General features: G+C 54.4%; 16 protein-coding genes. 9 read left to right on the top strand and 7 right to left on the bottom strand.

Features of this window, described 5'->3' with window-relative positions; all coding sequences use genetic code 11:
* The first annotated feature begins 74 nt into the window (after window positions 1-74).
* From PGS25_RS11240 to PGS25_RS11220, 5 genes are all read left to right on the top strand, one after another.
* Window positions 75-488, top strand: a complete 414-nt coding sequence (locus PGS25_RS11240; RefSeq protein WP_002588751.1) for a cysteine-rich VLP domain-containing protein — start codon at window positions 75-77, stop codon at window positions 486-488.
* Between the two features lie 111 nt (window positions 489-599).
* The gene (locus PGS25_RS11235) at window positions 600-995 is read left to right on the top strand and encodes a replication initiator protein A (protein WP_002588752.1); all 396 of its coding nucleotides are present in this window, start codon (window positions 600-602) and stop codon (window positions 993-995) included.
* Window positions 996-1,178: 183 nt separating this feature from the next.
* On the top strand, window positions 1,179-2,120 hold the full coding sequence (gene mobV / locus PGS25_RS11230) for a MobV family relaxase (RefSeq protein WP_270418725.1): 942 nt from the start codon (window positions 1,179-1,181) through the stop codon (window positions 2,118-2,120).
* A gap of 70 nt (window positions 2,121-2,190) precedes the next feature.
* The gene (locus tag PGS25_RS11225) at window positions 2,191-2,382 is read left to right on the top strand and encodes a hypothetical protein (RefSeq protein ID WP_002566025.1); all 192 of its coding nucleotides are present in this window, start codon (window positions 2,191-2,193) and stop codon (window positions 2,380-2,382) included.
* Between the two features lie 94 nt (window positions 2,383-2,476).
* Complete coding sequence (locus PGS25_RS11220) at window positions 2,477-3,988, top strand: recombinase family protein (protein WP_002566024.1); 1,512 nt, start codon at window positions 2,477-2,479, stop codon at window positions 3,986-3,988.
* Window positions 3,989-4,006: 18 nt separating this feature from the next.
* On the opposite strand, the gene PGS25_RS11215 is transcribed toward PGS25_RS11220, so the two are convergent.
* From PGS25_RS11215 to yedF, 4 genes are read right to left on the bottom strand one after another with little or no spacing between them, the layout of a single operon-like run.
* Window positions 4,007-4,564: an alpha/beta hydrolase gene (locus tag PGS25_RS11215; protein WP_270418721.1), complete on the bottom strand. Its 558-nt coding sequence runs from the start codon at window positions 4,562-4,564 to the stop codon at window positions 4,007-4,009.
* A gap of 30 nt (window positions 4,565-4,594) precedes the next feature.
* Complete coding sequence (locus PGS25_RS11210; RefSeq protein WP_270418719.1) at window positions 4,595-5,728, bottom strand: aminotransferase class V-fold PLP-dependent enzyme; 1,134 nt, start codon at window positions 5,726-5,728, stop codon at window positions 4,595-4,597.
* An 11-nt stretch (window positions 5,729-5,739) separates the two neighbouring features.
* Window positions 5,740-5,982 (bottom strand): DUF3343 domain-containing protein, encoded by a 243-nt coding sequence (locus PGS25_RS11205; RefSeq protein WP_270418717.1) that lies wholly within the window; start codon window positions 5,980-5,982, stop codon window positions 5,740-5,742.
* Window positions 5,982-6,593 carry a sulfurtransferase-like selenium metabolism protein YedF gene (yedF, locus tag PGS25_RS11200; protein ID WP_270418716.1) on the bottom strand — a complete coding sequence of 204 codons (612 nt, stop codon included), beginning with the start codon at window positions 6,591-6,593 and terminating at the stop codon, window positions 5,982-5,984. The genes PGS25_RS11205 and yedF overlap by 1 nt, the downstream gene beginning before the upstream one ends.
* A 379-nt stretch (window positions 6,594-6,972) precedes the next feature.
* Here yedF and PGS25_RS11195 point away from each other — a divergent pair, with 379 nt between their 5' ends.
* The 3 genes from PGS25_RS11195 (at window position 6,973) to PGS25_RS11185 (ending at window position 10,404) form a co-directional block, all read left to right on the top strand.
* Entirely contained in the window at window positions 6,973-8,478 is a 1,506-nt protein-coding gene (locus PGS25_RS11195) for a Y-family DNA polymerase (RefSeq protein WP_270418715.1), read from the top strand.
* Window positions 8,479-8,926: 448 nt separating this feature from the next.
* Window positions 8,927-9,952: a GGDEF domain-containing protein gene (locus PGS25_RS11190; RefSeq protein WP_270418713.1), complete on the top strand. Its 1,026-nt coding sequence runs from the start codon at window positions 8,927-8,929 to the stop codon at window positions 9,950-9,952.
* Between the two features lie 17 nt (window positions 9,953-9,969).
* Window positions 9,970-10,404: a hypothetical protein gene (locus PGS25_RS11185; RefSeq protein WP_270418712.1), complete on the top strand. Its 435-nt coding sequence runs from the start codon at window positions 9,970-9,972 to the stop codon at window positions 10,402-10,404.
* Window positions 10,405-10,449: 45 nt separating this feature from the next.
* On the opposite strand, the gene PGS25_RS11180 is transcribed toward PGS25_RS11185, so the two are convergent.
* Window positions 10,450-11,094: a CatA-like O-acetyltransferase gene (locus PGS25_RS11180; RefSeq protein ID WP_270418711.1), complete on the bottom strand. Its 645-nt coding sequence runs from the start codon at window positions 11,092-11,094 to the stop codon at window positions 10,450-10,452.
* 136 nt (window positions 11,095-11,230) lie between these two features.
* Window positions 11,231-12,529: a sedoheptulokinase gene (locus tag PGS25_RS11175; RefSeq protein WP_270418710.1), complete on the bottom strand. Its 1,299-nt coding sequence runs from the start codon at window positions 12,527-12,529 to the stop codon at window positions 11,231-11,233.
* Between the two features lie 175 nt (window positions 12,530-12,704).
* Here PGS25_RS11175 and PGS25_RS11170 point away from each other — a divergent pair, with 175 nt between their 5' ends.
* On the top strand, window positions 12,705-13,073 hold the full coding sequence (locus PGS25_RS11170) for a hypothetical protein (RefSeq protein ID WP_227600369.1): 369 nt from the start codon (window positions 12,705-12,707) through the stop codon (window positions 13,071-13,073).
* A 124-nt stretch (window positions 13,074-13,197) separates the two neighbouring features.
* Here PGS25_RS11170 and PGS25_RS11165 read toward each other — a convergent pair whose 3' ends face one another.
* Window positions 13,198-14,538, bottom strand: a complete 1,341-nt coding sequence (locus PGS25_RS11165; protein WP_270418709.1) for a Na+/H+ antiporter family protein — start codon at window positions 14,536-14,538, stop codon at window positions 13,198-13,200.
* Window positions 14,539-14,689 lie beyond the last annotated feature (151 nt).

Genomic DNA, 14,689 nt, shown 5'->3' with positions numbered 1-14,689 from the left:
GGAACACGCCGCAGGAATGGGGCAGGAAACCTTTTCGGGGAGAACGGCAACGGAAAGCAAAATGGAGGGAACGCATGAGAGATAACCCCTATAAAGACTTGCCGCCGCTGGAACGCAGGCCGGACGGTTCCCTTTACCGCATGACCCCGGCGCAGAGAAAACAGGCGGCCAGCCTGATACGCCGGGAGTGCTGTTGCTGTGAGGACGGCAACTGCATTGTCCTTGACGATGGGGACACCTGCACCTGTCCGCAGACGATTTCTTTCTCGGTCTGCTGTAAGTGGTTCCGCTGGGCGGTCTTGCCGCTGGACGGGACGCTGGAAGCGGAGATTTTCCGGGATAAGGACTTGAAACGCTGTGAGGTCTGCGGCGGTGTGTTCGTCCCCAAATCCAACCGGGCAAAATACTGCCCCGGCTGTGCCGCCAGAGTTCACAGGCGGCAGAAAACAGAAAGTGAACGGAAAAGGAGGTCTGCTGTGGACAGTTAGGAGCGAAAAAAGCCTTGATTTATCAGGCTTCGCAAGCCCCAAACCGGGGCTGGTGGTATAAAGTATCGCCCGCCCCGGAAAACGGGCTTCTAACCGTCCACAAAACGCACTATGACAAATACCATCTATATCCATCAGCCGGAAAAGGCGTTCAGCTTCACCCGGCTCCCGAATTTCCTCTTTGAAGCCCCCACATTCAAGCCCTTGTCCAACGAGGCAAAGGTTCTGTACGCCTTTATCCTGCGCCGGACAGAGTTATCCCGCAAGAATGGGTGGGCGGATGATTGCGGACGGATTTATCTGTACTATCCCATCTGCGAGGTGGTTGACCTGCTCCACTGTGGGCGGCAGAAAGCGGTAAACACCCTGCGGGAACTGCAATACGCCGGGCTGGTGGAGATCCAGAAGCAGGGCTGTGGAAAACCCAACCGCATTTTCCCAAAATCCTATGAAGCGGTTCCAAACACCGACTTCAAGAAATCCGGTTCTGGTACGCCGGAGGGCTGAAAACCGTACTTATGAAGTGAGGAAATCACTCCCCGGAAGTACGAAAACCGGACGGTATATAGAAATACAAAGATTAAAAAGATTTATTTATATTCTATCCATTCCAATCCTATCCGAGCTAATTTCTGCGGGATTTTCCCTGTGGAAAACCCCGGATAGGAAAGGAATGGGGAAAGGAGCAGAATGGCACAACACGCAATTTTGCGGTTTGAGAAGCACAAGGGCAACCCGGCAAGGCCGCTGGAAGCCCATCACGAAAGACAGAAAGAACAATACGCCAGCAACCCCGACATTGACACAAGCCGGAGCAAGTACAACTTTCATATCGTCAAGCCAGAGGGCAGGTACTATCATTTCATTCAAAACCGCATTGAACAGGCCGGGTGCCGAACCCGCAAGGACAGCACACGGTTTGTCGATACGCTGGTAACTGCCAGCCCGGAGTTTTTCAAGGGGAAATCCCCAAAGGAGATACAGGCGTTTTTCCAGAGGGCGGCGGACTTCCTCATTGGCCGGGTAGGACGGGAAAATATCGTGTCGGCGGTGGTACACATGGACGAGAAAACGCCCCACCTGCATTTGACCTTTGTTCCGCTGACAAAGGACAACCGCCTGTGTGCAAAGGAGATTATCGGCAACCGGGCAAACCTGACGAAGTGGCAGGACGATTTTCACGCCTATATGGTGGAGAAATATCCTGACTTGGAGCGTGGGGAGAGCGCCAGCAGGACAGGCCGGAAGCATATCCCCACCCGGATTTTCAAACAGGCGGTTTCCCTCTCCCGGCAGGCAAGAGCCATTGAAGCCACGCTGGGCGATATTACCCCGTTCAACGCCGGAAAGAAAAAAGAGGAAGCCCTCTCCCTGCTGAAAAAATGGTTTCCGCAGATGGAGAACTTCTCCGGTCAGCTCAAAAAATACAAGGTTACAATAAACGACCTTTTAGCAGAAAATGAACAGTTGGAAGCCAGAGCCAAAGCCAGCGAAAAGGGCAAGATGAAAGATACGATGGAACGGGCAAAGCTGGAAAGCGAGCTGAAAGACATTCAGCGGCTGGTAGACCGTATCCCGCCGGAGGTGCTGGCAGAACTGAAACGGCAACAGCGGCACACAAGGGAACGGTGATTGATGGCAGAAAACATTTCACGCCGCAGCATGGCGGCACTGCACTTTGAAAATTAAATACGGAGGTACTATGGAGCATATCAGATACAAGAAAGAAACCGAAGTCGTGACTTTTCAGGGAAAGGAAATCACGCTGGAAAATCTCTCTCCGGTGTTCACGCCGGAGCAGGAAGCGGCAAAACGCCGGGAGCTGGAACAGCAGCTTTATGAGGTGTTCCGCAAGTATGCCGACAAACGGCAGAGTGAGGAAGCCGGGGCATAAGGTTTTCCGAAGCCATCGTTGATTTGCGGGGCTGCTGGCGGTATAATAAAGCTGTCAGCAGCTCCGTTTCTTTTTTAAGAAAAGGAGCGACAATATGAATAATCGAATAGACGCAATCTATGCAAGACAATCGGTGGACAAAAAGGACAGCATTTCCATTGAAAGCCAGATTGAATTTTGCAAATACGAGTTGAAAGGCGGTAACTGCAAGGAATACACAGACAAGGGGTACAGCGGCAAGAACACAGACCGTCCGAAGTTTCAAGAACTGGTGCGGGACATCAAGCGGGGCTTGATTGCAAAGGTCGTGGTTTACAAGCTCGACCGTATCAGCCGTTCCATTCTGGACTTTGCCAATATGATGGAGCTGTTCCAACAGTACAATGTAGAGTTTGTGTCCTCTACGGAAAAGTTTGATACCTCCACCCCGATGGGGCGGGCGATGCTGAATATCTGTATCGTGTTCGCCCAGCTTGAACGGGAAACGATACAGAAGCGGGTGACGGACGCTTATTATTCCCGCAGCCAGCGAGGCTTCAAGATGGGTGGGAAAGCCCCTTACGGCTTCCATACAGAGCCGATTAAGATGGACGGTATCAACACAAAGAAGCTGGTGGTAAACCCGGAGGAAGCGGCAAATATCCGGCTGATGTTTGAGATGTACGCCCAGCCCACAACCTCCTACGGGGACATTACCCGGTACTTTGCCGAACAGGGAATTTTATTCAACGGCAAGGAACTAATACGCCCCACGCTGGCGCAGATGTTACGCAATCCTGTCTATGTGCAGGCAGACCTTGATGTGTACGAATTTTTCAAAAGTCAAGGGACAATCATTGTCAATGACGCTGCCGATTTTACCGGCATGAATGGCTGCTATCTGTATCAAGGGCGGGATGTGAAGCCCAGCAAAAAGAACGACTTGAAAGACCAAATGCTGGTGCTGGCTCCCCATGAGGGCATTGTCCCCTCCGACATCTGGCTGACCTGCCGCAAGAAGCTGATGAACAACATGAAAATCCAGTCTGCCCGGAAAGCCACCCATACATGGCTGGCGGGAAAAATCAAGTGCGGAAACTGCGGGTATGCCCTTATGAGCATTAACAATCCTGTGGGAAAGCAATATCTCCGCTGCACAAAGCGGCTGGACAATAAAAGCTGTGCCGGGTGCGGGAAAATCATCACTTCGGAGCTGGAAGCGGTTGTTTATCAGCAGATGGTGAAGAAGCTGGCAAGCTACAAAACGCTGACGGGCAGAAAAAAAGCGGCAAAGGCAAACCCGAAAATCGCCGCCCTGCAAGTGGAACTTCTCCATGTGGACAGCGAGATTGAAAAGCTGGTGGACAGTCTGACGGGTGCAAACAATGTTCTGCTCTCCTATGTGAATGTGAAGATAGCGGAACTGGACGGACGCAAGCAGGAACTTCTGGCGAGGATAGCGGAGTTGACGGTGGAAGCCATCAGCCCGGAACAGGTCAGCCAGATTTCCGGCTACCTCGACACATGGGACAATGTATCCTTTGATGACAAGCGGCGTGTGGTGGATTTGATGATTACCACCGTTGCCGCTACAAGTGACAGCTTGAACATCACATGGAAAATCTGACGGGCGGCACACCTCCCGTCAGACCGTTACCCTGTGTAGTCCCTTGTAAACTGTACTATCGTGCAGAATAAAAATATCGTGCAAGGTATCGCCGGTTTCCATTGAGTGGTTGGCGTTTTCGGTCAGATAGAGCGGAATGCCGATCTTCCGGCAGCCGTTCGTGATCATCTCGGTGTCCGCCCACGGATCGGCGGTGCCGTGAAAGGCGATGCCGGTCGGGTCGAGATAGGGCAGCGCCTGTTCAATCGGCGTGTAGTACACCTGCCGCGGATGAATGTTGCGCTGAACAGCATACCGGGCGGCAATCGCAGTGCCGATGCTCTTCGAGAGGAAGAAAACGCGGTCGTAAGCGGTCCAGTCGATGGCGGTAAGCTGTTCCTCTGCGGCAGAAAGCGCGGTCTGCACAGCCTGTTCGATTTTTTCGGTGTGACCCCGCAAACCGGTCGGCAGAGCGGGATACTGCACCGCGAGCAGGTCGCAGCCGCGTGCGCGTGCAAGTTTGGCGCTGTAATACAGCAGCGGTTTGTCGATATGGTAGCCGATGCCGGGGAACAGCACGGCAAGCTGGTTGCTCATAGGTAAGGCTCCTTTGGGGAAAATGCAGGATTACTCCGCCAGCTCCCGCACGGCGGCAATTGCGGTATCGACCTCATTTTCCGTGTTAAAATACGAAAAGCTGAAGCGAACCGCGCCCTGCTGCACGGTGCCGAGCGCCTCGTGCATGCGCGGCGCACAGTGTGCACCGGCGCGTGTGGCGATGTCATAATCGGCAAACAGCGCGTCCGCGACCTCGGCGGAGTCATAATCGCGGATGTTAAGTGCCACGACAGCCGCGCGTTCCGGCCGGGAGAAATCGCCGTAGACGGTCACGCCGTCAATGTCCTTCACACCGTCGTAAAACCGCCGCATGAGTGCGCGTTCGTGTGCTCCGATGGCCTGCACGGTCTGTTTTTCGATAAATTTCAGCGCGGCATGCAGTCCGGCGATGCCGTGCGTATTGAGCGTGCCCGCCTCGAGCCGTGTGGGATACGCCTGCGGCTGCTCGCGGTCGTAGGAGTGAATGCCGGTACCGCCGCGGAGCAGCGGTCGAAGCTCTACGCCCGGCCGGATGCACAGACCACCGGTTCCCTGCGGACCCATCAGGCTCTTGTGGCCGGTGAAGCAGAGCACGTCAATGTTCATGCGCTGCATGTCGATCGGTACCGCACCTGCCGTCTGCGATGCATCGACAACCAGAAGGGCACCGTGTGCGTGCGCCATTGCACCGATTTTGGCGATATCGAGCAGGTTTCCGGTCAGATTGGATGCATGCGTGCAGACAACGGCCTTGGTTTCCGGTCGAAAGAGCGTTTCCATATCCTCATAGCGGATATTGCCCTGACGGTCCGCCGGTACAAAATCCACCGATACGCCGCGCGTCTGCAGATCATACAGTGGACGGAGCACGGAATTGTGCTCCAGATCGGTCGAAATGACGTGATCGCCGGACGAAAACAGACCGTAGATTGCAATATTCAGCGCCTCGGTGGAGTTTGCGGTGAACACAACATGGTCCGCACGCGGACAGCCGAACAGCTTCGCTAGCCGACTCCGCGTCTCGAACACCATGCGCGACGCGGAAAGCGACACGCCGTGTGCGCCGCGCGATGCATTTCCTGCGGTAAGAATGGCGTTTTTGACCGCCTCTGCGACTTCAGGCGGCTTGTGCAGCGTGGTCGCTGCGTTATCCAGATAAATCATGATTTCCTCCGTCAGTCGAACAGTTCGACGAGAGCATGTGTCTCGAATCCGATGCCGGTTTCACGCAGAGCGTTGAGGAGCACCTGTTCCTCGCTTGTTTCGGCCTTCCATGCCAGTCCGCAGCCTGCGCTCACCTGAGAGGGAATCGGGATCATGCGTCCGGGCAGACCGCGCTGCGTGAACATGGCTTCTGCCGCGAGTGCCTGCTCGGTGGACGCGAACGCGATGACCGCAAACGGCCGTTTGCGCCGCATCACGGGCGCAGAATGAGGTCGGCCTGCATCTGCTTCTCGGTGATGACGTACATGTTGGTCACGTCACCGACTGCCAGCTTGTCGGTCAGGCCGTAGTGGTTGAGACAGGTACCGCAGGTCAGAATCTCCACACCGAGCGATGCCAGGTTTTTCAGATCCTCAAGCGATGCCGAGTCTTCGCAGGTCAGGCGTGCGCCGCCGTTGTAGAACAGAATCGTGCTCGGCAGGTGCTCCTGCTGGGTGAGAGCAAAAATAAAGCCTTTCATCAGAATACGGCCCAGTTCCTCATCGCCCTCGCCCATATGGTCGGCGGAAATGACAACGACTGTCTTTTTCTGCGCCGCCGGTACCGTGCAGGCAATCTGCTCATCGGCTTCTGCCTTGCCGATGGAATTTTCAGTCGTGATCGTCACGCAGAATTCCTTGTCCGAGCGTTTTTCGGTCGTGATCGAGCAGCCCTTGCTCTCCGCAAGGCGGGTCAGGTTCTGCACCGCAATTTCATTATCTACCAGCGTCTGAACCGTGCCCGCACCCTTCAAATCCTGCAGCGCGTGCAGCGTTTTGATGACCGGAATCGGACATGCGTCACCGATCGCATTCACTTGTACCATAATAAAGTTCCTCCTTTTGGGGATGTTCTGTGGATAGTATAGCACAATAAATCGCTGAAAACCATAATTTATCCATAGGATTGCGGAATACTGGGAGGAGAGGACGGTTTTTCTTGACGGTGTTCTCTTGAAAAGGGTAAAATTATAATGTATTTTACAAAAGTACGCAAAATTTATTCGCAAATCGCTTTTGTTCAATTATGCAGTATTGCCTTAAATGATAATTATCTATCCGTAACCTTATATAGAACACATTTACAGATATTACTTGCTTATTTGAACTGTGTTACCGGAAAATTATCTATGGATAACCCGAATATCCAATATCTGATACAAAATCGTTATCTGATTGACTGACACGCTGAAAGGAGGCATAACCATGCGATCCCACACCTACCTTGCCATCGACCTGAAATCCTTCTATGCCTCCGTGGAATGCCGGGAGCGCAGGCTGGATCCGCTCGACACGCACCTTGTTGTCGCGGACGAGACCCGCACGGACAAGACCATCTGTCTGGCAGTCACGCCGTCGCTGAAAAGCTACGGCATTTCCGGCCGCGGACGGCTGTTTGAGGTACGTCAGCGCGTCAAGCAGGTCAACGCCGAGCGGCAGCGCCGTGCGCCCGGGCACACATTCACAGGCGCGTCTTACTCTGCTGCGCTACTGCGGGAAAACCCGTCTCTTGCGATGAATTTCATCATCGCACCGCCGCATATGGCGAATTATATGGCGTACAGCAGCCGGATTTATGCCATTTACATGAAATATGTCGCACCGGAGGACATGGTTGTGTACTCGATCGACGAGGTGTTCATGGACGTGACCGGCTATCTGCAGACCTACGGCCTGACCGCGCGTGAGCTGGCGCGGAAAATCATTCTCGATGTGCTGAACACCACCGGCATCACGGCCACAGCAGGCATCGGCACCAACCTGTTTCTTTGCAAGGTGGCGATGGATATTGTCGCTAAGCACGTTCCCGCCGACCGCGACGGTGTGCGTATCGCCGAGCTGGACGAGCGCAGATTCCGGCACGAGCTGTGGTCACATCAGCCGCTCACCGATTTCTGGCGCGTGGGACGCGGCACCGCGAAAAAGCTCGAGCAGTACGGCATGTGCACCATGGGCGATATCGCGCTGTGCTCGGAGAAAAACGAGGATCTGCTGTATAAGCTGTTCGGCAAAAACGCGGAGCTGCTCATCGACCATGCGTGGGGATGGGAGCCGTGCACGGTCGCGGATATCAAAGCCTACAAGCCGAGCACCAACAGCATCAGCACCGGGCAGGTGCTTGCGTGTCCGTATACAGCGGACAAGGCACGTCTGGTTGTCCGCGAAATGGCGGATCAGCTGGTACTCGATCTGGTGAGCAAGGGCTTTGTCACCGACCGGCTTGTGCTGACCGTCGGGTACGATATTGATAACCTGAACGATCCGGCACGGCGGATTAACTACCACGGCAAGACCGAGACCGACCGCTACGGGCGCACGCTTCCAAAATCTGCACACGGCACGCAGAGTCTCGGAGAGCTGACCTCGTCTACGCGAAAGCTCATGGACGCAGCGACCACGCTGTTCGACCGCATTATCGACCCGAATCTGCTCATCCGGCGCATGTATCTGGTGGCAGATCACATCTTTCCGGAATCTGACGCACCCCAGCCGGCTCGGTGTGAGCAGCTTGACCTGTTTACCGACTATGCTGCCGAGCAGGAACGCCGGAGGGCAGAGCAGGCCGCACTCGAGCGGGAACGAAAGCTGCAGCAGGCGGCGCTTGCCATCAAGAGCAAATACGGCAAAAACGCGCTGCTCAAGGGCATGAACCTTGAGGAAGGTGCGACTGCCATCGAGCGAAACGGAAAAATCGGCGGGCATAACGCATAATCGGAAAAACATGCTAAGGCAATGTAAATGCATTGCCTCAGTCTGTCGAAAAAGTCAATCTATCGTTTTTATTTTTCGTGCGGCAGCACGCATAAAATAGAATTTGCATAGCAAATTCATAATTCCCGGGGGCGTGTACCTCGGGAATTATACAAGGGACGAAAAATTGTGCCCGTAGGGCGCGGCTTTTCGTCAAGATTCGATTGAAAGCGTGGTTTCAATCGAGAGGCTGCTCGAAAAACGGAGTTTTTCGACAGCCTCAGGCAATGTAAATGAATTGCCTGATTCTGCCTCTCCACTGACGTTCTATGTCGAAAATTCGACATTTCAGGCAGTCACCCTTGTATATGGCAATCAAAGGAAATATAATATATTCACAATAATATGGGAAATATATCTTTTCTGGAAGGATTGCGAAGCCGCAAGGCAGCTGCATACGGAGAAGCTAATGAAAATTATCTGCGAAAAAGGCTATCACGCCGGAAATGTCCTGCGTCTGGTAGCGGAATATTTGGAAAAACGATATCCGGATGATATGATTCTGGATGAAAATATGGAAAGCACGCTTTCACTCAAGAACGGTGAGAACGGTCAGCCCATCGTGCTCGGTGAGAAGGAGCTGCAGCTGTCGCATCACACAGCCGACCATTCTGAGGACTACTATAATCATGATGTGCTGACCCATTTGTACACGCGCTGCAAGTACGAGCACGACCTCAAGGTCTTTCAGCTGGCGAATTATGCGCGGCTGACCTGCATTTACATGGATGCCGTCGGTCTGCATGAGATCAACAACCACTTGGGACATGAGGCCGGAGACCGCATGCTGCGCTCGATTGCGGACGGGATTCGAAAGTATTTCCCGGATGACTGCGCGTATCGTATCGGCGGTGACGAGTTTGTCCTGCTGTGTCCGGCGCGTCAGCCGGAGGAGCTTGCAGAAAGCCTTGCGGCGTTCTGTCACACAATCCGAGAGATGGGGGATGAGGTCTCGGTCGGCGTGTCTGAGAGCACGGACAGGCAGACGCTGAACGAGACGGCCAATCGGGCTGAAACGGCCATGCGGCATGATAAGATGGAGCAGCTGCTCATCAAAAAGCAGGATGTCACCCGTTTGCTGCAGGCGATCGCACCGCTTTACAGGGGAGTGTACATGGTCAATACCCAGCAGGATACCTGTCGGTATATCTATGTTCCGTCATATTTTAAGACCATGCTGGAGAATAATCATCATGCGTTTATGTCTTCCGTGCGTGAGTACTGCCGCGAACTGGTTCATCCGGAGTATCATGACGAATTTGCAAAGCTGCTGGATTACAGCTATATAGAGGAGCAGATTGCGGCGCATGGTTCGCTGAAGATGACCTATCAGATACGGGACGGCAGCCGGGTACATCTCAAAATCACCATGGCCGACCGGAGTTCCGCAGACGCACATGAGCTGCTGTGGATTTTTCTGGACGAAACGCAGTAGAAGAAAGCAGGTGAAGCATGTCCGCAATCGATAATCGAAAATACGCCGGGATTATGAATCTGCCGCATCATGTCTCCCCAACCCGTCCGCAGATGCCCATGAGCGACCGTGCGGCACAGTTTTCGCCGTTTGCGGCGCTGACCGGATATGCCGGTGTTATCCGTGAGACAGCGCGGCTGACCGACCGTAAAATCGAGCTGGATGAGACCATGCTGACCGCGCTCAACGAGCGGTATCAGCTGCTGCTTTCCGTGCTTGATGCAGAACCCGAGGTGGAGATCACCTATTTTGTGCCGGATGAATGCAAATCCGGCGGTGCATACCGCACAGTTTCCGGTGTGGTCAAAAAGGCGGATGAATTCGCGCGGCGGCTGACCCTGACAGACGGCACGGTGATTCCGATGGAGGATATGCTGATGCTGGACGGGGCAATATTTGGACAGAATGAATAAGAAAATCCACGCTCCTCACAAAGAAGCGCGTGGATTTTTGTATAGTTAGCGCAAGGAATCGAGTTCTTCCTGCAGATACCGGAAGAACAGGCCTGCGTGGTATCCATCTGCTACCGCATGTGCGATGGTGATATTGACCGGCATATTGATCTTGCCGCCGCATTTTTCGTATCTGCCCATGACAACGATGGGAAAGTACGCCGGCTGTCCGTCCGCGACGCGGCTGCCGCAGCCGGTAAACGCCGTCCACGGCGTACAGGATACGCAGTAGAAATTCGCAGGCTGGTTCGGCTTGGTCTTGATGCCCTTGACATCCTTGTAGGTCTGCATATCTGCGGTAATGGCGTTGTAAAACGTGGGGAAATCCTCGGAAAAGTCCGTCCAGCAGTCGGAAAACGTGCAGTCATCCGGATGAAAGAATGTGAAATTCGGCACGATTTTATCCCAGACACATAGTTCGCCGTCCGCGTTTTTGAACATGCGGAAGTTCTCGATGCGGCCCAGCGCCTTGGTGACGCAGTAAATCGCCGCTGCGTAGAATTTACAGCCGTGTGCATGACAGAAACGGAGCAGGTTTTGCACATCCACCGGCGCCGTCATATTGAATTCAACCTTGAGAGCCTCGGTATAGTAGCGGTAGTGCTCACGGCGAGGCCAGCTTTCCAGATCGACTTTTTTGAAGGCTTGCATAGCGTTCCATCCTTTCCGAATCCTGCAGGTATACGCCCTGACTTTTTGGCATTTGCAAAGCAAACGCTATTCATGCGCACTAACGCGCGAAATTCAAAATATTGATGATACGACTTGTTCAATAATCTTGCTGCTGTCAAATCTGCTGCTCAGCAGCGAACTGTGCCGCGCCTGCGGCAGCTTCCTCACGGCCATCGGACAGCGTGAGCGGACAGCCGAAGGCTGTCTCAAAGCGCTGCTGCAGATACCGGTTCTGCCGCAGACCGTTGCCCGAGCCGATCAGCCTTTTCGGCGTACCGCCGGCCTGCCGGTATGCGGTGTACATGCGGTGCAGCTCGTCGGCCATACCGTCCATCACGCCGTAAATCAGGTGTAAAGGCGTGAAATTATGCGTTGTAAGACCGGAAATACTGCCGGTCAGGCTGCTGTCCGCGCGCGTGCCTTCAAACAGGGTGCAGACGGCAGGCACATCATCCGGACGCGGATTTTCATTTAGCAGACGCGTCATTGCGTTATAGCAGCTATGAACTTCCGTGCCGAGCATGGACGCGGTGGAGCGGAAAAACTGCTCGAGCAGCGCATAAGCACGTCCGCCGCACAGCGAAGCACCGGCCAGAAGATAGCCACCGCCCGGCATGGGACGGGTCTCTAAGCCGTCTGCCTGCAGATAGTGCGGCGTGAACACGGAAAACTGACTGCCGGTGCCGACATTCACAAGCATTTCGGCGGTTTTGTCGCGCACCGAGCGCAGAAAGCTGGCTTGATTGTCACCGATGGCGGCACAGACAGCCGCATTTTGGAAGTGCCCGATTACCGGTTCAGCAGCAAGCTGCGGGACAAGGTTCGGGTCGATACCGGCTTTTTGCAGAGCGTTTTGGTCGAAAGCACGGCGTTCTGCGTCGAAAAAGCCGATGCTTGCGGCGTTGCTGGCATCCATGCGCGGCGCAGCCAATCCGCACAGCCGCATGGCAAGGTAGTCACCGATGGTGCAGCAGGTGACGGCGGCGGGCGGCACAAGTCCGGCGGCAAGGTTGTACGCGTGCGTTGCCAGACCGAAACCGACTGCGGCAAGGCATCCGGTCTCGCGCGTGAGATACTGCACCCAGCTTTCGGTTTTGCTGTGCGGTAGGCTGCCGCGTGCGTCCTGCCAGGTGTACAGCGGACTGACGGCATTGCCGTCCGCGTCCACATACAGAATGCCGTGCATTTGCCCGGTCACGCCAATGGAATGAATATCCGGATAGCGTTCAAACAGCATTTGCACGACAGAAAGTGCGGTTTGCATGATCTTTTCCACGTCCTGCTCGCGTGCGCACGCCAGTGCAGACGGAATAAAGGCACCGTTTGCCTGCGTTTCGCTGGCGAGAAACTGCCCGTCCTCGAGCACAGCCGCGCTGATCGTTGTGGTGCCGATGTCAATGCCTAATGTTTTCATGCTGGGTCCCTCGGTTCGCCTGATGGTTCTGTCAGCAGTATAGCACAGCGGAGCGTGTATGAAAAGAAATTGCGCACAAATTTGTCCACAAGTTTGTGGATAATTTACCGACTTGAAAAACGAGTTGCACATGCTATAATAAAGTCGCAAAACAGAGAAAAGGGGAGCGAACAACATGGACCGAAATTTTCTCAAGCAGAGCATTCGGCGTGAGCTGGACTATTACAAGGACGGCCTGTTTAACGAGGATGAGGATGAATACTGGGAGCGTGCATGGGCGGCGCCGGACGATGACGACAGCATGGCGGAAAACGGCTTTCTCAATGTAGCGATGGCGCATCTGCAGGGCGATGAATGCGACGAAATCGTGCTGCTCGGCACGGAATACGGCTATCATGAGCCGGATTACGACAGCTATATCGACATCGGACACGCCTTTGTCAACGATATGGGTACCGGTTTCCTGCAGACCGAGGGCACCGAGGATGACTGGGAACAGCTGGTTGACGATATTGCGGAAATTCTGGATGGAAAGGCAGAGTAGCCTTCCACTGAGTTATCCACATTGCTGTGGATAAAATAAAAACGCTCGAGTAATCTCGAGCGTTTTTCATCGTCGCGCCTTAAACCTTAATTATTATTGCAGAGGTGTTTGCAGGGGTGCTGTTTTACAGCACCTGCGACATCAAAATCGCGCAGATCATAATCGGAATATTAAACGCGATAAACGTTGGGATACAGGTATCGCGGATATGGTCGTGCTGACCGTCGGCGTTGAGACCGGAGGTTGGGCCGAGCGTAGTATCGGACGCGGGCGAGCCTGCATCACCGAGGGCAGCGGCGGCTGAGATGAGCAGAATAGTAGCCGGAGTGGAGAACCCAAGCGAGCTGCACATCGGCACGAACAGCACAGCGAGCACGGGCACAGTGCCGAACGAGGTGCCGATGCCCATCGTCACCAGCAGGCCGATGAGTGTAATGACAATCGCAGCGACAACCTTGCTGCCGCCTACGGCGGAAATACCGGCGTTTACGAGCGCGTCAATGCCGCCGGTGGCCTTGATGACCGAGGCGTAGCCGCCTGCCACCAGCATAATGATGGCAATCTGACCCATCAGACGGACACCGCCCTCGATCTGCTCGTCAATGTCACTCCATTTGATAGCGCGGAACACGATGATGATGATCAGGCCGCACAGCGCGGAAAGCGCCAGATCCTGACTGATAACCTGCACGACTGCGACAACAATCGCGGCGGCAAGCATGACATAATGGCGATACTCGAGCTTTTCCGAAATTACCTCGGCAGCGGAGGTGTCTGCTTCAATGTCGTGGTAGTCACGCGGCTTGCGGTACAGGACAAACACGGCGATGAACAGACCGATCAGCATGGCAACGCCAATGCTCCAGTTGGCGGCGGTAACGTCCTTGACCGTTACAGAAAGACCGTTTTCACTCAGATTATCCGCGATAACGCGCTGAAAAATCAATCCGAAACCAAACGGAATGGTGATATACGGCGCTTTATGGCCGAACGCCAGCGCACACGCAACGGCACGCCGGTCAAGCCGCATACGGTTCATCATGCCGAGCAGCGGCGGCACGAGAATCGGGATATACGCGATATGCACCGGAATGAGGTTCTGCGACAGGCAGGCAACGAGCGTCAGCACACCGATGAGCGCCAGCTTGTGTCCGCCGAGCAGGCGCGACAGCTTTTTCGACAGAATATCGGCCAGACCGGTCGTGGCGATGCAGGTGGCAAACGTGCCGAGCAGGATGTACGCCAGCGCAGTTGTAGCGTTGCTGGCAAAGCCGCCGGTCAGCAGCTGCATGACGGTCTGCGTACCCTCGGGCGCGTTCAGCAGCGGGATACCGCCGGCCACGCCGCCGATGATGCACGCGATGAGCATGGACAGCAGCACATTCAAACCGGTCAGGCACAGAACACAGAGCACCAGTACGGATATCGTGACTGGGTTTGTGAGCAGGCTGAAAAGAATAGACATGTATCATTCTCCTTAGAAACAAAAACCGCATGCAGCGGGACTTGCACACGGTAAAGTATTGAAGTTTTTCTTATTGTAGCAGAAAAAAGCCAAACCGTCAAGAAATGTTTCTTATCGAAAGAAGTTATTGGAGAAGCAAACGGCACCTGCG

It is taken from the genome of Butyricicoccus sp. AM78-15b2TA, assembly GCF_027665985.1.
Lineage (GTDB): Bacteria > Bacillota > Clostridia > Oscillospirales > Butyricicoccaceae > Agathobaculum > Agathobaculum butyriciproducens.
The sequence above is the reverse complement of the archived record's forward strand: the minus strand, read 5'-3'. Positions and strand labels throughout refer to the sequence as shown.